The sequence below is a fragment of the Euzebya tangerina genome (assembly GCF_003074135.1).
GTDB classification, from domain to species: Bacteria; Actinomycetota; Nitriliruptoria; order Euzebyales; family Euzebyaceae; genus Euzebya; species Euzebya tangerina.
In genome coordinates this window covers 1782003-1801696 of record NZ_PPDK01000001.1, presented here as the reverse complement: position 1 = coordinate 1801696, position 19694 = coordinate 1782003, and the positions used below count along the sequence as shown (strand labels likewise).

Annotated in this window: 16 protein-coding genes; 6 read left to right on the top strand and 10 right to left on the bottom strand. The window is 69.3% G+C overall.

Annotated elements, in window-relative coordinates; genetic code table 11:
- Positions 1 to 50: 50 nt before the first annotated feature.
- Genes C1746_RS08325 through C1746_RS08315 form a run of 3 tightly spaced genes read left to right on the top strand, consistent with a single transcriptional unit; the run spans position 51 to position 2457 of the window.
- Positions 51 to 980 (top strand): glycosyltransferase family 2 protein, encoded by a 930-nt coding sequence (locus tag C1746_RS08325; RefSeq protein WP_116714160.1) that lies wholly within the window; start codon positions 51 to 53, stop codon positions 978 to 980.
- Positions 977 to 1594, top strand: coding sequence for a hypothetical protein (locus C1746_RS08320; protein ID WP_162867535.1), 618 nt, complete (start codon positions 977 to 979; stop codon positions 1592 to 1594). Before C1746_RS08325 ends, C1746_RS08320 begins: the two co-directional genes overlap by 4 nt.
- Complete coding sequence (locus C1746_RS08315; RefSeq protein ID WP_116714158.1) at positions 1591 to 2457, top strand: class I SAM-dependent methyltransferase; 867 nt, start codon at positions 1591 to 1593, stop codon at positions 2455 to 2457. Before C1746_RS08320 ends, C1746_RS08315 begins: the two co-directional genes overlap by 4 nt.
- Here the strand turns inward: C1746_RS08315 and C1746_RS08310 are convergent.
- Positions 2431 to 3387 carry a sulfotransferase gene (locus C1746_RS08310; protein WP_116714157.1) on the bottom strand — a complete coding sequence of 319 codons (957 nt, stop codon included), beginning with the start codon at positions 3385 to 3387 and terminating at the stop codon, positions 2431 to 2433. The two genes, C1746_RS08315 and C1746_RS08310, sit on opposite strands and share 27 nt — an antisense overlap.
- A gap of 53 nt (positions 3388 to 3440) precedes the next feature.
- Here C1746_RS08310 and C1746_RS08305 point away from each other — a divergent pair, with 53 nt between their 5' ends.
- From C1746_RS08305 to C1746_RS08295, 3 genes are all read left to right on the top strand, one after another.
- On the top strand, positions 3441 to 4523 hold the full coding sequence (locus C1746_RS08305; RefSeq protein WP_116714156.1) for an NAD-dependent epimerase/dehydratase family protein: 1083 nt from the start codon (positions 3441 to 3443) through the stop codon (positions 4521 to 4523).
- A 120-nt stretch (positions 4524 to 4643) separates the two neighbouring features.
- Positions 4644 to 6077, top strand: a complete 1434-nt coding sequence (locus C1746_RS08300; protein WP_162867534.1) for a hypothetical protein — start codon at positions 4644 to 4646, stop codon at positions 6075 to 6077.
- 139 nt (positions 6078 to 6216) lie between these two features.
- Positions 6217 to 7722 (top strand): sugar transferase, encoded by a 1506-nt coding sequence (locus C1746_RS08295; protein WP_162867533.1) that lies wholly within the window; start codon positions 6217 to 6219, stop codon positions 7720 to 7722.
- Positions 7723 to 7750: 28 nt separating this feature from the next.
- Here the strand turns inward: C1746_RS08295 and C1746_RS08290 are convergent, their stop codons facing one another.
- The 9 genes from C1746_RS08290 to folP all read right to left on the bottom strand — a co-directional run bounded on the left by C1746_RS08290 (position 7751) and on the right by folP (position 19679).
- Entirely contained in the window at positions 7751 to 13963 is a 6213-nt protein-coding gene (locus tag C1746_RS08290; RefSeq protein WP_116714153.1) for an Ig-like domain-containing alpha-2-macroglobulin family protein, read from the bottom strand.
- 120 nt (positions 13964 to 14083) lie between these two features.
- On the bottom strand, positions 14084 to 14626 hold the full coding sequence (locus tag C1746_RS08285) for an SRPBCC domain-containing protein (protein ID WP_116714152.1): 543 nt from the start codon (positions 14624 to 14626) through the stop codon (positions 14084 to 14086).
- 5 nt (positions 14627 to 14631) lie between these two features.
- Positions 14632 to 15039 (bottom strand): ArsR/SmtB family transcription factor, encoded by a 408-nt coding sequence (locus C1746_RS08280; protein ID WP_116714151.1) that lies wholly within the window; start codon positions 15037 to 15039, stop codon positions 14632 to 14634.
- Between the two features lie 72 nt (positions 15040 to 15111).
- Positions 15112 to 16056, bottom strand: coding sequence for a Rossmann-like and DUF2520 domain-containing protein (locus C1746_RS08275; RefSeq protein ID WP_116714150.1), 945 nt, complete (start codon positions 16054 to 16056; stop codon positions 15112 to 15114).
- Positions 16053 to 16607: a 2-amino-4-hydroxy-6-hydroxymethyldihydropteridine diphosphokinase gene (gene folK, locus C1746_RS08270; RefSeq protein WP_162867532.1), complete on the bottom strand. Its 555-nt coding sequence runs from the start codon at positions 16605 to 16607 to the stop codon at positions 16053 to 16055. Before folK ends, C1746_RS08275 begins: the two co-directional genes overlap by 4 nt.
- A 38-nt stretch (positions 16608 to 16645) precedes the next feature.
- Positions 16646 to 17005 (bottom strand): dihydroneopterin aldolase, encoded by a 360-nt coding sequence (gene folB, locus C1746_RS08265; RefSeq protein ID WP_116714148.1) that lies wholly within the window; start codon positions 17003 to 17005, stop codon positions 16646 to 16648.
- A gap of 84 nt (positions 17006 to 17089) precedes the next feature.
- Complete coding sequence (locus C1746_RS08260; protein ID WP_116714147.1) at positions 17090 to 17485, bottom strand: tRNA-binding protein; 396 nt, start codon at positions 17483 to 17485, stop codon at positions 17090 to 17092.
- A 13-nt stretch (positions 17486 to 17498) separates the two neighbouring features.
- Positions 17499 to 18452 (bottom strand): DMT family transporter, encoded by a 954-nt coding sequence (locus C1746_RS08255; RefSeq protein ID WP_162867531.1) that lies wholly within the window; start codon positions 18450 to 18452, stop codon positions 17499 to 17501.
- A 90-nt stretch (positions 18453 to 18542) separates the two neighbouring features.
- Positions 18543 to 19679, bottom strand: coding sequence for a dihydropteroate synthase (gene folP, locus C1746_RS08250; RefSeq protein WP_240598861.1), 1137 nt, complete (start codon positions 19677 to 19679; stop codon positions 18543 to 18545).
- Positions 19680 to 19694 lie beyond the last annotated feature (15 nt).

Below are 19694 nucleotides of genomic sequence, written 5' to 3'. Positions count from 1 at the left end.
ATCACGGGCAGTATGGTCTTCTGCCGCCTACGTGATCTTCCAGGACCCGCATGGAACCGCCGCCCGCCCCGGTCTCAGTGATCATCCCCCTCGGCCCTCGGATTGAGGGCATCGATCGCTGCATCCGCTCGGTCGCTGCCCAGACCCGTGCACCGGCCGAGGTCATCGTCGTCCGCGATGGCCCCGTCGGGCACGACCTGGCCGACGATCCGCTACCGCCCACCTCGGCCCTGCGGCGGCTCGACCATCCGATCAGCCGCGGCGCACCGGCCGCCCGGAACTCCGGCTTGGCGGCCGCGACGCAGGACTTCGTGGCGTACCTGGACTCCGACGATGCGTGGACCGCCGACAAGCTCGAGCAGGATCTCGCCGCCATCGGCGATGCCGGCGCCATCGTGTCGGGAGCCGTGCGGGTGCGGGACGGGGTCCGCGAAGCACCGGTCACGCGTGACCACTGCGCTGACGCCCGCCGGGTCCTGCGCTTCGACAACTGGCGGCTTGCGGTGACCTCGTCCCTGACCGTTCGCCGAGGTGTGTCCCCTCGCTGGGACGAGGCGCTGCCCGCAATGCAGGACTGGGACTACCTGCTCCAACTGCTCGACCTGACCGATGTCGCCACCACTGACCACACGACGACGGTGATCCACCAGACGACCGACGGCAGGCGAGTCTTCGCCGGCGACCGGCGAGGCCTGGGCCTGGCCGCAGTGGCGACCAAGTACGCATCACGCGTCCGCCAGGATCCGGCAGCGTGCGGCGTCATGACGCGCAAACTGCTGGCGGCAGCGGCCGAGGCAGAGCACCCCGCAACCCGACGGACGGTCCTGGATGCCCTCACCGCTGTCACCCAGCAGCGGCGATGGCGAGGTCTGACGGCGTTGGACGACGTCGCTCCGTCCCTGACCGGGCCGGCCCTGCGTGTGGGCCGTCTGCCACGCCAGACGTACTGGCGCATCTCACGAAGAAGGAGGACAGCATGAGAGTGTTCGTGCTCGGAGCCGGCCGCACCGGCTCGACATCACTGGCGCGAGCGTGCCAGCACATGACCAACTACACCGCTGGGCATGAGAGCCATCGGGACACGTTGGGCCCGTCCCGCCTGGACTACCCGGACAACCACATCGAGGTGGACAACCGGCTGAGCTGGTACCTGGGTCGGCTCTACCGCACCTACGGCGACCAAGCCGCCTACGTCCACCTGCGCCGCGACCCCGCGCTCGTCGCGCGCAGCTTCGTGGACCGCTGGCGGCCGGATGTCCCGCCGCTGCGCTGGCGCATTCGTCGTGCGCTGACGGGAAGATTCCGATGGAACTCCCTGATCGACAGTTACGCCTACGGGGTGCTGCAGCGCAACGAGTTCTGGCCGGATGACCAGCGACCCGCTGTGGCCCGAGACCTGGTCGAGACCATCGAGGGGAACGTCACTCACTTCCTGCACGGCGTGCGGCACGCGCTGGAGATCGACATCAACGATGGGCCCGTCGCCCTGCGCAGGCTCTGGGACTTCGTCGGTGCGGAAGGGGACTTCGACCGCGCTGCCGAGGAACTGATGAGCTTGCACAACGCCGGACCACCAGCGGGACTGCGGACATGAGCACGAACACCCGCAACGATGACCTGCGATCGGCGCTGGTGGTCGGTGTCATCGTCGCGGCCCTGACCGGCATCGGGACGGCGATCTCGGTTCCGGTCGGCATCGCCACCGGCCTCGGCGCTGCGACGACCGCGATCATCATGGTGGCGCTGGAGGTCTACCGACGTCTGCGCAGTCACGCGGTCGAGGCCATGGCAGCCCAGCTGAACGCCAGCAAGCAGACCGAGGCACTCGGCGCGCTGTACGCGCTGCTCTCACCGCGGGCGCCACTCCTGCCGCTCGGTGGCTGGGCGGCATCAGCCGACCTGCTCACCGTCCTGGTCGATCAGGTCAAGCGGCGCGAACCGACGCTGGTCGTGGAAGCCAGCAGTGGCACCTCGACGGTGGCGATCGGCTACGCGTTGCAGCAGCGCGGGCACGGCCGTGTCGTCTCCCTGGAGAGCAGCCCGGAGTGGGCTGAGGAGACACGCCGCCAGGTCCGAGCCCACGGGCTGGAGGACGTTGCCAGCGTGATCGACGCGCCCCTGCGGGCGTACGAGATCGACGGCGAGACATGGCGCTGGTACGACCTCGAGCAGGTGGAGCTGGACCACCCGATCGACCTGCTCGTGATCGACGGGCCGCCCGGAACGATCCAGCCGCTGGCTCGCTTCCCCGCCGTCCCGCTGCTGTGGGACCACCTGTCGTCCTCGGTGACGATCGTGGCCGATGACGGCGCACGGCCGGACGAGGCTGAGATGGTGACCCGGTGGACGCAGGTCCACCCCGAGCTCAGCTCGACCTACCTCGAACTGGAGAAGGGCGCGTTCGTGCTGCACCGCGCACCTGGGGACGTCTCAGTGGATGGTCGGACACCCGCCTGACGACTGGTGCGGCAGCACGTCGTCCGAGTAGATCCCGTCCAGCCCGAACGCCGTGACCAGGTCCAGGGCGAGCCGCACCTGCTCGACAGACACCCGGCTTCGCCAGCCGCGGATGCGGTCGTCCCCCGTGTTGACCGCGCTGTGTGCCTTGGCGAGGGGTGAGGGGCGATCCGCAACCTGCCTGACCGACGCCGTGTGCTCCGCGCTCGGTGGGACCAGCCCGGCGCGGGCGAACAGCTCGAGCACCGCCGTCGTCTCGGCGACGGGGTCGGCGCAGAAGTGCTCGTAGTAGCAGACGTGGGTGCGTGCCGGCGACGCGGCACCGAGGTCGCGCAGCGCCACCCGGTTCTCGATGCACCACAGGACCACGTGCTGCAGGAATGGGTCGCTGGTGGAGCTGATCACGTCGACGAACGGGGCCAGGTGATCCTCGACCAGGTCCGACTGGGCGAGGAAGGAGCGGAGGTCCACGCTCCAGCCCAGCTCCGCCCGTGACGCCGCCACGGCAACCGGGTGGCGCAGCAACAGGACGATCGGCAGGTTCGCGACTGCCGCCCGGATGAACCCGAGGAACAGGTTGGCGCGGATCTCCTTGATCAGTCGATACCTGACCCACAGACGCTCGTTGTGCTTGTCGACCCAGGGATGCCGGATGTCGCCCGCGAGGATGGACATGATCGGCTCGGTGAAGCGCGGCCTCATCTCGTCAGCACGAAGGTACTGACGAAACGCGAAGTGTGAGATCCGGTCGACCTTCCCCGGGTGGAAGGGCTCGAACATGTCCCGATAAGCGTTCTCCGCATTGAGCAGGCCAGCCACCCACGTGGTCCCGCTGCGCGCACTCCCGGCCAACAGGCCCGTCCGTCGGACGTCCGGACGGTCGAGGATGGTGGACCGGCGGACACGGGTGATCGTGCGGCGCAGCAGCACTGAGGGCCTACCGTACGGCAACCGCACAGTGATGACGTCGAACAGGGCTGATCATGGAACACACATCGTCGGTTGACCCCCAGGGGTGGCGCAACCGGATCTCACCTGGACCATGGTTGGTGACCGGAGCTGCCGGCTTCATCGGCTTCCACCTGGCCCAGCGCCTGCTGGCCGAGGGCATCGAGGTCATCGGGGTCGACGCGCTGAACACCTACTACGACCCGGCGCTGAAACAGGGCCGCCTGGCGAAGCTGCAGCAGGATCCCAACTTCTCCTTCCACCGGATGGACTGCGCCAACGCCGAGGCGATGGGGCTGCTGGCGGCCCAGCGTCGTCCCCGGGTGATCATCCACATGGCGGCCCAGGCCGGCGTGCGGTACTCCCTGCACAACCCCGCTGCCTACGTGCACTCCAACCTCACCGGCTTCGCCACGGTGCTGGAGGTCGCGCGGCGAGGCGATGTCGAGCACCTGGTCTACGCCTCCTCCTCGAGCGTCTACGGCACGACCGGGCGGCTGCCCTTCGATGTCCACGACCCGGCCGACCACCCGGTCAGCCTGTACGCGGCGACCAAGCGCTCCAACGAGCTGATGGCTCACAGCTACAGCCACCTGTTCCAGTTGCCCACCACGGGCCTGCGGTTCTTCACCGTCTACGGCCCCTGGGGGCGCCCCGACATGGCCTACTACGCCTTCGCCAGCGCGATCATGTCAGGCCGGCCTCTGACGCTGTACGGCGACGGGTCGGTGGTCCGCGACTTCACCTACGTCGATGACATCGTCGAGGGTGTGGTCCGGGTGGCCGGCAACCCGACCGGCCCCAACCAGGCGTGGACAGCCGAGGACCCCGATCCCGCCACGGCGCCGGGACCCTTTCGCCTGTTCAACATCGGCCACGGTGGCCAGGCCACCATCCGCGAGCTCATCGAGTTGCTCGAACACCTGATCGGCACCAAGGCCGTCATCAACTACCAGCCCGCCGCCGATGGCGACGTGCCGATCACGCGGGCCCGGACCGACGAACTCATCCAGGTGACCGGCTTCCGACCAGATACGGAGTTGGAGGAGGGCATGAGCCACTTCGTCGACTGGCTGGCCGCCTTCCGGTCACAGCAGAGCCACACGTCCAGCGAGTAACCCGGCCAGCCTGAGCGCCGTCGGCCCGGGTCCCACGAGATCGGCCAATAACGGCTCAAGCTTCGACGACGACCAGTCGAGTCACTCTGTGCAACCCTTCGCTACAGATTGTCGAGATCCGTGTCTTCAGTCGTTGTGCTCCGTCGCCTCATGGGGGGACTCCTCGCCCCCACGCTGCTGCTGGCGCTCCTCGCCATGCCCGCGGCGGCTCAACCCTCCCCCACGACCTGGTACATCGCACCCTCCGCCAGTGGGGACGCCAGCGGCTCGAGCCCGGATGACGCGCAGTCCCTCACCCGCATCAACCGGGTCATCAAGGCGGCCAGCCCGGGCGATGAGATCGTGATCCTGGCGGATCGCGGGCCGTACCTGGACCAGTCCTCCGCAACGATCTGGCGTGGTGGTACGCCGGAGGCACCGATCACGATCCGGGGAGGCGCCGCGGACGGCTCCCCGGCGACGCCGCTCATCCAGTCCACCCGCTCCAACCCCTGGACGCCCGACGGCAAGCATGGTGGTGAGATCTTCCGGCTCAGCTCCGGGGCCGACAACCTGCACGTCGAGAACCTCTCGTTCGCCGATGTCGGAACGGCCTTCCGGATCATGGGAGACGTCGACAACCTGCACCTGCGCGACATGTCCGCCACCAACATCCGGCGTTTCCTGACGACGCACCTCTCGGGCTCGGAACCCTCCGCCTCGTTGACCAACTCGAGCATCACCGAGGTCCGGGTGGCCGGGTTCAGCAAGAACGTGATCCGTCTGGCCTACAACAGCCACGACGTGCTCGTCGAGGACGTGGTTGGTGACTCGCAGCGGCAGGACGGAGACAACTTCGCCATGGGGGTGCACCTGATCGACTCGGTCCATGAGGTCGTCCTGCGACGGGTCGGGATGCACAACAGCCACGACACCCAGAACGAGTACTGGAACGGCGACGGGTTCGCCACCGAACGGGGGACCTACCGGATCACCTTCGAGGCGACGTCCGCCACGGGCAGCACCGATGGTGGGTACGACCTGAAGTCCGAGGAGACGCTGCTGATCGCGCCGTACGCCGCGGACAACAAGCGCAACTACCGGATCTGGGCCAGCGCCACCATCGTCGGCTGCGACAGCGTCGATCCGGTGAAGCGGGGCGGGATCGGTGAGTCCGTCCACCTGAACGCTGGCGCCGACGCGGTCGTTGACCTCTACGGCTGCGAGTTCGTCGGTCCGGCCGACCCTGACCGCATCGATCCCACGGCCACGGTGACCATCGACTCACACGTCCCGGCGGCGTGGCAGGCCGAACTGGACCGGGTTCTGGGGTTCTCCGACCGGTCAAGTGGCGGGGAAAGCCCTGACGGACCGGTCCCGCCGGCGCTGCCGGAAGGTGATCCGGTCACCGACTCGACCGTGCCCGCACCCGGGGGTGTCGACGGGACGTCCGGACGGCAGGACGAGCTGCCGCAGACGGGCGCGGTCGACATCGAGACACCCGGCGAGCAGACGCCACCCGACAGCGCGGACGACGGTGGCACCCGGCGGCACACGCACTTCGTCAGGAACTGAGGCCCCCGCGACGTCCGCCATAGCAATCCAGATGACCACGTCATCGGACAGTGGCTGATCGATCACACTGCGGTAACGAACGGCCGCTACCGTGCAGCGCACGCTCGTAGCCCTGTACCCGCCGTTCCGAGGGGGCATCGTGAGCCAGCCAACCGTTCACTCTGATCGGGTCATCGACCTCAGCCACGCCGAACCCGAGGCCGCGGATGCTCCCATGGTGCACGCCGGCCAGCCGGACAGCACACGTGATGGACTGGGCCGGGATCAACTGATCTGGGCCAAGCTGGTCATGGTCTGCCTGGACCTGACCGTGCTCGTCTCGGTGTTCCTCGTCCTGGCCCGCGTGGCGGGTCCGATGTTCATGGTCGGCGACGGACGTGTGGCGCCCTCGGCCTCACTGCTCCTCCTGCTCGCAGCCGTTCCCCCGGTCTGGTCGCAGTTCGGTCTGTACCGCATCGTGACATCGCGGCGGCTCCGGCAGCTGGTCGCCCGGTCCGTGCTCGGTACCGTCGTGGTGCTCGGGGCCATCCTCACGCTGATCGCTGCCTTCGAGGCGACCGCCATCCGTCGCCTCCACCTGCTGGCAGTTGCCGGGGTGGTGCTGCTGTGGCTGGTCTGCAGTCGGAGGGTGGCCACGATCCTGGCTGGTCGTTCGCGTGAGCCGCGGCGTGGCGCCGTCAGTCGGCTGCTGGTCGTCGGCGATGGCATCGGCGCGCAGCGGTTCCTCGCGACGGTCACCGGGCAGCCTGAACTCGGCCTGCAACCGATCGGTTTCCTGGGTGGTGATGCGTCGCTGCCCGAGCAGCCGCGCCTGGGTGGCATCGGCGACATCGATGCCGTTCTGACGCAGCGGGTCATCGACGAGGTGGTGATCTGTCTGCCGTTCGAGCAGTGGCCGCTGATCCGCCATGTGGCGCAGACCGCCGAGGAGCAGGGCAAGAAGGTCCGCATCCCGCTCTGGATGGCCGAGCAGCTTCGCTCGCGGAGCCGGGTCGACAAGCTGGGCGGGGTGCCGCAACTGGCGTTCGTCAGCACCCCCGACGACGTCATCCAGAACGGGTTCAAGCGCACCTTCGACGTCGTCGGGGCGCTTGCCGGTCTGCTCGTCTTCAGCCCGGTGATCCTCGTCGCCGCGGCCGTCGCCAGGTTCACCGACCGGGGCCCGGTCTTCTTCAGCCAGGACCGGATCGGCCTGAACGGCCGGGTCTTCCGGATGCTCAAGCTGCGGACGATGACCGTCGATGCCGAGGAGCGCCTGGCCGAGGTGCAGCACCTGAACACCCGGGACGGCATCACGTTCAAGGCGACCAATGACCCGAGGATCACCCGCTTCGGTCGGGTACTGCGGCGGACCAGCCTGGATGAGGTCCCGCAGTTCCTGAACGTCCTGCGTGGTGACATGTCGATCGTCGGACCGCGACCAGCGCTTCGGCGAGAGGTGGACCTGTACAACCCGGCGCAGCGTCGTCGGCTGTCGGTCAAGCCGGGCATCACGGGTCTGTGGCAGGTCGAAGGCCGGGCCGAGTCCACGTTCGAGTCCTGGGTCGAGAAGGACCTGGCCTACATCGACGACTGGCGGCCCTGGCACGACCTGGCGATCATGGCCCGCACCGTCGGCGCCATGGCTCGACGGACCGGGGAGTGACCGAGGCGGGTCCCCCGCGGTTGGCGAGTCAGTCGATCACGACGGTGTCGGTGGCGGTGCGGCCGAAGACCTCGGGGGTGTAGATCTCCTCGGCCACTGTAGGCGGCACGACGAAGGTGCCGGGTGTCGTCGCCCGGGCGATGTAGGTGTACTCGTAGGTGCCGCCCTGGAGCAGGCCGCTGAAGGCCTCGGCGCGGTCGTCCCGCAGGTTCTGATGCTCGAACCACGGGCCGATGAACGTCACGTCGATCGTGCTCGCCACGGGGCCCTCGGTCGCTGCTTCTGGCTCATCGGGCTCGGGCGGAGGGGCGGGGGAGGCCGCCAGGGCGGGGTTGACCGGCTCCAGCCCGGCGGGGAGCGGATCGACCAGTGCCATGTTCACGCGCCGGCTGTCGGCCACCAGGCTCACCCGGACCCGTACCTGGGCACCCGCCCGGATCCGCCAGATGCCGTCGTCGTCCCGGATGACGTCCTCGGGATCACCGACCGGTTCGTAGACCCGCTGGACGACGAACCCCTCGTCGCGGGCGTCGACCTGCAGGCTGGCCGGCGCGGTCTGCAGCCCGAGCCGGTAGTACAGCCGGCCCTCGCCGTCCTGTTGGATGACCAGGCCGGGATCATCTGCGGCGGCGAGCAGTTCCGAGGTCGGTATCACGGTCAGCGATGAGTCCGTTGAACGGCCTTCGAAGGTGTGCTCTGCCGCGTACAGGTCACCCAACCACACCCGGGCCACGAAGTCCGGGGGCGTCGCCTCGAAGGTGTCGAAGTAGCGCTTGACGGCCAGCAGGATGAAGGCGTTCTCTTGGACGTTGGTCCACCGGCCCTGGCGTTGATTCGCGAGCAGACCATTCACGACCTTGACGATGAGGTCGCTGTCCGGCCGCCGATCCAAGAGGGCGTCGAGGATGATGCCGTCTGTCCGACGGTCCGAGCCGAGGACCAGATAGCCGTCCTCGCCGTATCCGGTCGTGAACGTGGCCGCCGACGGCGTCTCGGTCACCCGATTGCCCAGCACGACCTCGATCTCGGCGTCGACGGCCGACCCATCGGGAGAGGTGGTGTCGAGGACAGGCCAGAGCCAGGCGACCGCGTCCAGCGGTAGCGCCCCGGGTTCGCCACCGCTGGCGTCCTGCAGGGCCCGGTAGATCGCCACTGCCCGGGCGGGGTCGGGATCACCAGCCAGGTTCCGGACGTGGACGGCGTACGCGCGCAGGCTCTGCCGGGTGGTCTCGCTGACACGCGGGTGGATGATGTTCTCGATGCCCTGAAGCAGCTCGAGCCCGCGGCGCAGCGTCTCCTCCGGGACGGCGTAGCCGGCTGCTCGAGCGGCGAGCAGCGCGTGGGTGGCCTGGATGGAGTGGAACGGCTCACTGGACCGGCCCCGCTGCCACACGGGCCAGCCGCCATCGGGGTTCTGCAGACCGGCCAGGCCCTCGAGGTCGCTGGCGACGGTCGCCTCGATCTCCCCCGCCGACGGCAGGAGGCTTGCGTCGAACGCGGCCAGGACGTCGCGCAGCGCGGCGATCGCCAGGACTCGAGAGGCCAACGCGTCTGAGGAGTCGTACTCATAGGTGGTCAGGTACAGCAGGGCATCGGTCAGCGACTGCAATGCCGTCGAGGAGGTGGTCACCTCGAGACCGCCGAACTGCGGCACGACGTCGGTCGGGCTCAGGACGGGTTGGCTGACGACCCCGCCGTCGAGGACCCCGTAGGTCGCGAAGGACTCCGAGGTAGCCGGGGTGTAGACGGGGAAGTCGCCGCTGGCCGAGTCGGTTGCGTCGCCCGCCACCACGGTCGTGCGGAACCGGGCGGTGCCGGCATCGGCGACGCTGATGGGGAAGCGGACCTCGACCCGATCCCCCGCCGGGACACTGACCTCTAGACCGGTGTCGGTCGCCTCCAGGTTCGTCACCTCCAAGACCACCTCGGCCGTCACCTCCTCCTCGGTGGTGTTCTGCACCACGACGGGGAACTCGAAGGTGTCACCGAAGTTCGCGAACCGTGGCGGTGAGGGACGGACCTGGACGGGCAGCGCGGCCTCGAGCGTGCTCTCGTCGCTGCCGAACTGGTCCTCACCGGCTGCAGCGACGGCGATGACCCGATAACGGGTCAGGCTGTCGGGCAGGTCCACCTGGACCGTGGCCCGACCCTGCGCGTCGGTCGTCGCCTCAGGGGCGAAGACAGCAAGCGCGTCGAAGTTGGACCGGACCTCGATCGGCGGGGCCCCCTGGCCGCCGGTGGCCTGGACCACGGCGGGGGCGGCCAGCGCGCTGGTGCCGGCCGCCGCGTCGCCGGCCGACTCCTCCTCGTCCATCGCGTCGTCGGTCATCGCCTCCGCGGTGGCGGCTCCGGCGGCGGCTTCGTCCTCCATGGCTGCGTCCTCTCCGCTCGACCGACCCTCCGAACCCACAGCATCAGCTCGGGCGAGCTGGATGGTGTGGCGGAGGTACTCGCTGTCCAGGAACGATCCGAGGGGGCGGTAGAAGCTGTCGAGTGGGTCGGCCAGCTGGTAGTCGACCAGCGAGAGCACCGCGTCGTCGACCACGGCCAGGGCCACGTCGGCGCCCTCGACCGCCGCTCCATCCGGGCCGGTCACGGTGACCTCCACCGCGGTCTGGGTGCCGGGCAGCACCCGGTCGGCCTCCGGCTCGGCCTGGACCGTCAGAGCGCGAGTGGTCGGTGGGACCGCAAGCTCGATCTGCCCGGCGGCAAACGCCGGACGGTCAGGCAGGTCAGGCGCGGGAGAGCCGTCGTCCAGGACACGTGGTGCCGATCCGACCAGGTCGACCTGCACCGTGATGCCCGGCACCATCTCGTCGGTCACGGGTATCTCGACGATCGCGCTGCCGTCGACCACGTCGACGACCTGGGTGGAGGTGATGCCGTTCCGGCTGAGTGTGACCAGACCCGTGGCCGGGCTGAACGGGGCGGGGACCAGGATCTCGGCCACGTCTCCCGCGTGGTACTCCTGCTGAGACGGGATGAGGGTCAACTGGTCCTGCGTGACATCGCGGCTGGGTACCGCCTCGGCGCCACTGACCCAGATCTCGAGCTCCGTTCGATTCGTGCCGCCGCCATCGTCGGTCGCGGTCGTCCAGACGCGGTACTGCCCGCCCACCTCGGTGTCGAACTCGCACTCGACCGGCCCGAGGCTGGTGGTGACCGTGCAGGTCTGGGCGTCGACGCCGGTCTCGACCTGCTCGCCGTTCTCGACGCTGATGACGAGTCGCTCCGCGACCAACTCGACGTCCTGGTCGGGGATCACCTCGCCGTCGATGTCGGTCAGGATCGTCTGGATCCGCAGCGGATCGCCCTGCCGGACGAAGGCACGGTCGCTGCGGAGGCCGATGTACCGCTCGCCGGCGTGGACCAGCAGATCGCTGGTCGAGCTGAAGGCCTGACGGTTCACGTCCTCGACTGTCGCGTTGGCGCTCACCAGGAGTGGCTCGTCGGGCGTGTCGCCCTCGAAGGTCAGGTCCAGCTGGTGACGGCCGCTGGCGTCCGTGATCCCGGTCAGCACCTCGGTCGACGCACGATCGTCGGGGCCCGGTCCGAACCCAGGGCCGAACCCGTCCTCGAACCCTGCTCCGGTCGTCGTGGTCTGGCCGAAGCCACCGGACCGCCACCACGGGATGAACCGGCCGAACGTGAACTCCCGCCAGCCGGGCGGGTTGTAGGACGTCGGCTGGTTGGTGACGGTCCAAGTGACCGGGGCGGCGGGTAGTGCGCCGCCGGAGAAGAAGCTCGCCTCCGCCTGGACGGTCACCGGGCGGGTCAGGACGTTCGGCTCGGGCGAGACGACCTGCGTGGTGACCTCGAACTCGGGTCGACGGAACTCCTCGATGCGGAGTGGGTGCTCCCAGAAGGGATTGGCCAGGCCGTCGGCGTTCTCGATCAGCTGGAACTGCACGGCGCCGAAGCCGAGGTTGGCACCGGCCGGCAGCTCGATCTCGAGGTCGAAGCCGCCCAGCCGGTTCAGCGTCACCTCACCTGCTTCGAGCTCGACGAACTGGCCGTCGTACACCTGGTAGCTCATGGTCGTGTTCTCGGGGAGCAGCGCGAGGTCGGCGTCGCCGGAGAGTTGGAGTTCCCGCACCCAGCCCTTCAGGTGCACGGTCTCTCCCGGCCGGTACAGGCCGCGGTCGTCGAAGACGTGCCAGCGGGTCTCGTCAATCTGGCTCCGCTCCACCCATCGCTCGGGCCACCCTGATGGGAGGATGGCGGCCTGTCCCTCCGTCGTGACGGTGAGGTACTCGGCCCCCGTTCCGTCCAGTTGGAGGGAGGCCCGACCCTGACCGTCGGTGAGGCCCGTCGAGCCGGCGTAGGCGACCTCCGCATCCGCCATTGGCTGCCCGTCACGCAGGTCGGTGGCCCACGCCAGCAGCATGTCCGCGTCCGAGATGACGTCGATCCCGACCGTCGTGGCCTGCACCCAGATCAGGAACGGGCGGTTCTCCCAGAACTGCTCGCTGTTCCGTGGGAAGGTCCGCTCCGGCTCGATGAGCAGGACCACGTGGCCGGTGCCATCCGGCAGGACGTCGCTGAGGTCGATGACGGTCTCGACGGTGCCGGCGTCCTCCGCGCCGGTACTGATCATGCGGTCGCTGTGGACCGGGAAGTCGGGCTCGCGAAGCTCCTCGGACCGGCGAAGCTCCCGCCAGTACGCGGGCCAGTCGTCAGGGCTGACGTCGTAGGCGACCACGCGGAACTCCTCGTGGCCCGCGCTGACGAGGGAGAGCGATGGCTGCTCGGCCAGCGGATCGAGCGTCACCAACTCCCGTCCGGGCTGGCGCACGAACGGCCGCGGGTCGCCGGTACCGAAGGTCCAGCTCGCCGGCTCGCCGAGAGTCTGTCCGAACTGATCGGTCAGCTCGGCTGGCAGGGTCACCTCGTAGGTCGTGTTGGGTTGGGTGGCGCCGCGGACGATCACGTTGTCGAACTCGAGGACGACCTGGACGCCCGGCACGTCGGGCTCGACGGTCACCTGGTCGGGGTCGATTGAGGCGGGGTCCAGCGGGTTGGACAGCTGGAGCACCAGTGCCGATCCCGGACCGCAGTCGCTGCTGCCGCGGCCGCAGTCGCCTCGGAGGATTCGCAGAGCCGGGTAGGTCTGGCCGGTGAAGCTTCGCGCCGAGGTGGTGGTCAGCGGCCCCTCGGCCGATGGTGTCCCCTCCCCCACGTCAACCCGCACTCGAGTGTCCGGGGGCAGCGGGTCGACCGGTCGGAAGGCAACCCAGCGTCGGTCCTGGGCCCGGGCCACCAGGTCGCTGGCCGTCTCGTCGGCCTCGATCTCATCAGCCGTGGCGATCCGGACCGGCCGCTCGCCGTCGGCGTCGAGGATGATGCGGTCGATGACGGCCTCCGGCTCGACCTGCTGGTCGAAGGTGGCGACGAAGACGGGCTCGAGCGGCAGGCTGTCGCTCTGCGGGCCGAACTGGGTGACCGTTGGTGGTGGGGTGGAGAAGGAGAACGTCACGTCCTCGGCCAGGACTCCGCCGGTCTCGGAGGTGGTGCCGGCCGGAATGGTGACCGTGTACTCGGTGGCCATCGGCAGCCGGTCGAGGCCGTCCACGGGGGCGCCGTCGAGCTGGCTGTGCTCGAAGCGGACAGTCCGGGTCCCGAGCCAGCGCCACCGACCGTCCAGTTCGGGGCTGACGGTCACCGGGACGTCCTCTTGGTCCAGCTGGTCGAGGGTGGCCAGCGGGATCATCGGCTGGTTGAACGTGACGGCCAGGAAGGGGGCGATGTCCACTGCGCCGTCAGGCTGGACACGCAGGACCTCCAGCGGTCCGTCGGAGTCGGGAGTGGCCGTCGACGTCGGCGTGTCGGCCAGAGGGAACGCCACCTCCAGCGCCTCTCCCGTGGTTGGTGGCGGCAATGATTCGGGCGGACGGCTGAAGTCCTGCTGGTCGTCCGCCTCGGACTCCAGGGGGTCCAAGCGTCCGGTGATCTCGGCGATCCGGGTCGGGTCCAGGCCGGTTCCCGTGACCTGGGCCACGTCATCGCCGTCCGTAGCTGTCGGGTCGGCCGTTCCCTCCCGGAGTTGGATTCGGAACGGGCGGGGGTCCTGGTCGGTGCCGTCCGCCTCGTCGTCGTCTTCGGCCTCCGGTCCCGCGGACGACGAGGTGGTCTCGTCCGAGTCATCGGTCACGGCACAGAAGGTCGCGACGACGGCCAGGACGGTCGCCACCGCGAGCAGGACCCGGCGCATGGGTCGGTTCGAACTGGCACCCTCGCTCATCGGTGGCCCTTCAGGCTTGACGGATCCTCACATTCCGACAGCCGGACCTGTCCTGCCGAGCTGTCGTGCAACGTTGGACGTCGCCCTCCGGCCGAGCGTTCCCGCCTCCGTGAATTCAGCTCAGCTGGTCAGGGCGTCCATGGCATCCAAGGAGCTGCCCAGACCACCGGCGGTCTGCTCGATCAGGACCTCGGGATCCTCGGGCTCGCCCAACGTGACGGTCATGGTCATCAGCGTGCCGCCCCCGTCGACGGGGTCGAAGACCAGGGTCTGGACCGACGGTGGGCCATCGGGTTCCTGCTCACCCATGACGAACCACTCCTCGGCATCGATCCGGTCGGGCCTGCTGACGCCGGTGTAGTTACCGTGCCATGCCATCCGGCCGTACTCGGGGATCTCCATCACGTAGAAGTAGGTGCCGCCCTCCGTCGGGTCGGACTCGCAGGTGATCAGCACGCTGCCCTCGGGGGCTCCGGCGGGGAACCACTGTCGCAGGTCGTCGGGATCGGTGAAGGCCCGGAAGATCCGGTCTGGCGGGGCGCCGAAGAGCCGGACGGCGGTGTAGGACCCGCCGTCCTCGGCGATCTCGATGGTGGCCGTCCCCACTCGGGAGTCGACGGTCGGGTGTGAGGTCAGGGTCGGGCGGGTGGTGGTGTCGGTCATGGTGCTCAGGTGTCCTTCGTGGTGTCGGGGTCGGGCGGGGTTTCTGATTGGGGTTCTGGCTGTGGATCGGACTGATCGAGACCGGTCACATCGGGTGTGGGGTCGGGGCCCGAGACAAGTGCGTCGAGGGCATCGAAGCGGTCCTGCCAGACGTCCTCGAACTGGCCGAACCAGTCGTGGGCTGCCTTCAGGCCGTTGGGCCGAAGTCGGTAGTAGCGGCGGCGACCGTCCGGTCTGACCGAGACGAGTTCGGCGTGTGACAGGACCTTCAGGTGCTTGGAGACCTGGGGTTGCCGGATCCCCGACGCGTCCACCAGCGCGGTGACGGTTGACTCACCGCGCTCGTGCAACAGGACCATCAGCTGGCGGCGGCCCGGCTCGCCGAGGGCGTCCAGGACCGTGTCGGGGCTCATGCCGCTGAACAGTACATATTCTTCTAGAGGAATGCAATAGTCAGTCGAGGTTTTGGTGACCGCGCCATGTGGTCACCTCGGGTGGGTGGCCCGGTCGAGCACGGTCCTGACGGCGGCGATCCGATCGTCTGCCAGCCCCGCCCGAGCGGCGTGGCCGAGGATCAGGCGACCGAGGGCGACGTAGGACTGGACGGCCTCCGGGAAGGAAGTCCGCAGCTCTTGGAGATGGCCGGCCACGGTTGCCTCGTCGCCGCGGCGGATCGGGCCGGTGAGGGCGGCGACCCCGGAGGTCGCTCCTCCCTCGGCCGAGGCCGCGACCAGCGGAGTCAGGAACGCGGACGGGTCGTCGATGCCAGCCCCCAGCAACAGGTCTCGCGCCATGGTCACCACAGCCGTCGTCCCGTTGCTGCCGACCGCCAATCCCGCGTGGTACAGGGTCCGATTCGACCCGGCCACCGTGACCGGCGAGCCGCGGAGGTCCACGACGAGCAGTCGTGCCCAGTCCAGGTCGTCCGGATCGGCGGTGACGGCCCAGGACGTGCCCGGCAGGCGTTCGAAGCCGGTCTGGGGGTCGGGGAAGGTCATGGCGGGATGACAGGCGGCAACCCGGCCGCCTGCGGCAGTGATCGGCCCCAGGACCTCGGGGCCGTGCGCGCCGGCCAGGTGGACCCAGCGCTGGCCGGGCTGGACCGCCTCCGCCAGCGCGATCTGACCGGCGACCTGGGCGAGCGCGTCATCGGGTGTCGCCACGACGACGAGGTCGGCGTCGGCTGGGGCTGCCGTTGCGGCCGTGACGGGGACGTCGGGCAGCAATCGGCGGAACCGCGCGAGTGAGGCTGAGATGGTCGCACGATCGGGGCCTGAGCCGCGCATGTGCGGGTTAGGCCCCGATCGTGTCGAATCCAGCGGCGGGTCGGAGGAGCCAGCGACGGCCACGATGGTGTGGCCGGCGTGCTGCAGGCCGAGCGCAACGGCCGTCCCCACCCGGCCGGGTCCGATGATCGCGACGCGGCTCATGCCTGCGAGCCCTCGGGTGGCCCGTCCGGAAGGTCCTCCAGTGACACCTGTCGCCCGATGGCCTGGACCCCTTCGATCGGGGCCAGGTCGGCGATCACCGAGGCCAGGGACCGGCCGTCGGGGAGTTGCCAGCCCGTCGCCACCTCCAGCAGCGGCACCATGGCGAACGCGCGGCCCGTCAACTCCGGATGCGGCACGGTCAGCGTCGAGGTGGTGATCACCCGGTCCCCGTACAGCAGCACATCCACGTCGATCGTCCGTGGTCCCCAGCGGACGGTTCGGACGCGACCCAGCCGGTCCTCGACCTGCTGGCAGGCCCGCAACAGCCGGAGGGGAGACAGGCGGGTCAGGACACGGACCGCCACGTTGTAGAAGGGATCCTCTGAGGGGCCGACGGGCTCGGTCTGGTAGACGCTCGAGATGTCGTCGATCTCCACCTCGGGATCCGCGTCCAGGAAGCGCACGGCCCGGTTCAGGTAGTAGATGCGGTCGCTCATGTTGCCGCCGAGGCCCAGGAATGCGACCTCACGCCCGGCCGGAGGTTGGCGCATATCAACGTAGGACCGCACCCGCCGGGCCAGGCCCCCGGTCATGGGCGGTGGCGCGTCAGCCGGACGGCCACCTCGTCAAGATCGACCCCGACGGGCGCGGAAGGCTTTGCGATGCGGACCTCGGCGGTCTGGACCCGCTCATCGGCCATGACCAGGTCGAGGAGGTGCCCCGCGAGCCGCTCGATCAGGTCGAACTGGGTGTCGCGGACGGCGTCTGCGACGCGATGGGAGAGCTCGCCGTAGTTGATCGTGTCGGCGAGGTCATCGCTGGTCGAGGCGGCGGCCAGGTCCGCCGTGAGCGTCACGTCGATCACGAAGGTCTGTCCGTCCCGCTTCTCCTCGCGGAAGACGCCGTGGTGAGCGAACACCCGCAGGCCGCGGATCTCGATGCTGTCCATGTCCGGGTGATGGTACGGCCTGCTCGACTGCGTCGACGCATGCGTGAGCTGCCCGGCTGTCAGCGGGCGAAGTCACGCATGCGTTCACGCGACGGGCGCGCCCGGCTGCACGCCGTCGGGCAGCTCGAGCAGCCGCACCGTCCCGTCGGGGTCGAGCGCCCCCAGGATCAGGAACTCGCTGGTGAAGCCGGCGATCCGCTTGGTCCCGAGGTTGAGGGCTCCCACGACCGTCCGGCCGAGGAGCTCCTCACGGGTGTAGTTGGTGATCTGGGCGCTGGTGCGCAGTGTCCCGATCACCGGGCCGAAGTCCACGGTGATCTTCCACGCCGGCTTGCGCGCCTCCGGGAACGCCTCGACCTCAGTGACTACGCCGGTTCGCATGTCGACGGCGAAGAAGTCAGCCGGGTCGATGTCGGCCTTGGCGTCGAGGGTCGCGGGAGCGTACGGCGGGTTGTCCGGATCGATCTCGTGTTGAGCCATGGCGAGCAGAAGCCTAGGTCCGCACGTGATCCTTGGTTGCGTGCCCGACGCGGGGCACGACGGCGGCGGTCGTCCGCTCGGCCTGCGCCCGAGAGGTGATGTAGGCCCCCAGGATCACCAGGGCCGTGCCGGCCAATGCCACGCCTGCAACCCGCTCGTCCCGGAAGACGACCCCGAGGACGATCGCGACAACGGGAACCAGGTAGATCGCGATCGACCCCCGGGCTGCGCCGACGCGGCCGGCCAGCGTGGCCATCATGGCCAACGCGATCCCGGTCCCGAACACACCCAGGACGGCCACCGCCATCAGGGATGACCAGCCGAACGTCGCCTCACCGAGGCCTCCCGCGGCGAAGGGAAGGGTGAACACCGCCGCGACGGCTTGGGCCCGGAGCATCACCGCAAGCGACCCGTACTGCCGCTGCAGCGGCACGGCGATGTTCAGCGAGATGCCGTAGAAGACGGTGGCCAACACGATCAGACCCGCCCCGAGTGCGATGTTGCCCTCGGTGTCCAGGGTCGGCAGAGAGATCAGGATGATGCCGACGAAGCCGGCGACCAACCCGACGATGACGCCACGTGGCGGCAGCCGCCGGGCGAGGAGCGTGGCAACAAGAGCGGCCCACAGCGGGACACCACCGTTCAGCATCCCGGCCAACGACGAGTCGATCCACTGCTGGGCCAGCGGGAACAGCAGGAAGGGGATGCCCATCCAGAGCAGCCCGAGCCACGCGAGCCTCGGCCACGCCGACCGATCCACACCCGCCCCGCCCACGCCGTGCCGCGCGACCGGAACCAACACGAGTGCGATCGTTCCGAGCGCGATCCGCAGGAACGCGATCTGGGCCGGGGTGAAGTTGTCCAGCCCGATCTCGATCAGGACGAAGGACGATCCCCAGATGAGCGCCAGCCCTCCCAACAGACCCCAGTCGGAGAGCGTGAAAGGGTCTAACTCTCGATTGCTCATGACGTCGATGGTGCCACCGGAGAGCAGTCCACTTCGGCGACCAGCGGACATCGCGTCCCGCGGCACCGCACGCTCACCCGATCGGCGCGATCAGCGGTTGATGGGGTTCCAGGCGGTCTCGCCGGTGGCGATCGCGTGAGCGGTCCTGGCCGCGGCCACGGTCGAGGCGACGTCGTGGACCCTAAGGAACGCGGCGCCCGCTGCCGTGGTCACCGCGGCGGTCGCCAGGCTGCCCGGCAACCGATCGGTTGGGGTCTCAGCTCCGACCGAGCGCATGAAGCTCTTGCGTGAGGCGCCGACCAGCACCGGGCGGCCCAGGCCGCGGAACTGCGCGGTTGCTCGGAGCAGAGTCAGGCTCTGCTCAGCGGTCTTGGCGAAGCCGATGCCCGGATCGACCACGATCTGCTCGGGGTCGACCCCGGCCTCGTCGCAGCGGGCCAGACCGTCGACCAGGAACTCGTAGACCTCTGCGACCACGTCCTCGTACTCGACCTGGCCGGCCATGTCCTGCGGCGTCCCGCGGGTGTGCATCAGCACGTACACGGCACCGGCCTTGGCGGTCACGGCCAGCAGGTCCGGCTCGGACGCGCCGCCGACGTCGTTGACGATGCTCGCTCCCTCGGCCAACGCCTGCTCGGCCACGGCGGCCTTGCGCGTATCGATCGAGACGCAGACACCATCGCTGACCAGCGCCCGGACGATCGGTATGACCCGACTGAGTTCGACATCAGCCGCCACCGGCTCCGCACCTGGCCGGGTGCTCTCACCTCCGACATCGATCACGTCGGCGCCCTCGGCCACCAACGCCCTGGCCGCGTCGATCGCCTTGCCCGGGTGTCCGTCGGGGTAAATCGACCCGCCATCCGCGAAGGAGTCAGGGGTGATGTTGATGATGCCCATCACCAGTGGACGGTGATCGGTGGGCAGTGGTCGGCCGCGGGCCTTGAGGCCCGGTGTGGGTCCGGTCCACGCGCTGACGGCATCCCGCAGCCCACGGTCGATGAGCATGGCCTCGTCCCGGTCCAACGACCGTCCGGCCGCCCGTGCCAGCGCCTCCACGGTCGTGATCGCATGGATGCGGTCACCGACCTGGTCGATGGTCGCGCCGGACGAGGACCATGCCCGCTGGAGCTTGTCGGGATCGGACACCCGGCTGACCACCACGCGGACCTGAGCGTCGCTGCCGAGGCTGGCATCAACGATGCGTATGAGGGGCGGGGCCGGCATTCCCGCAGGCTACCG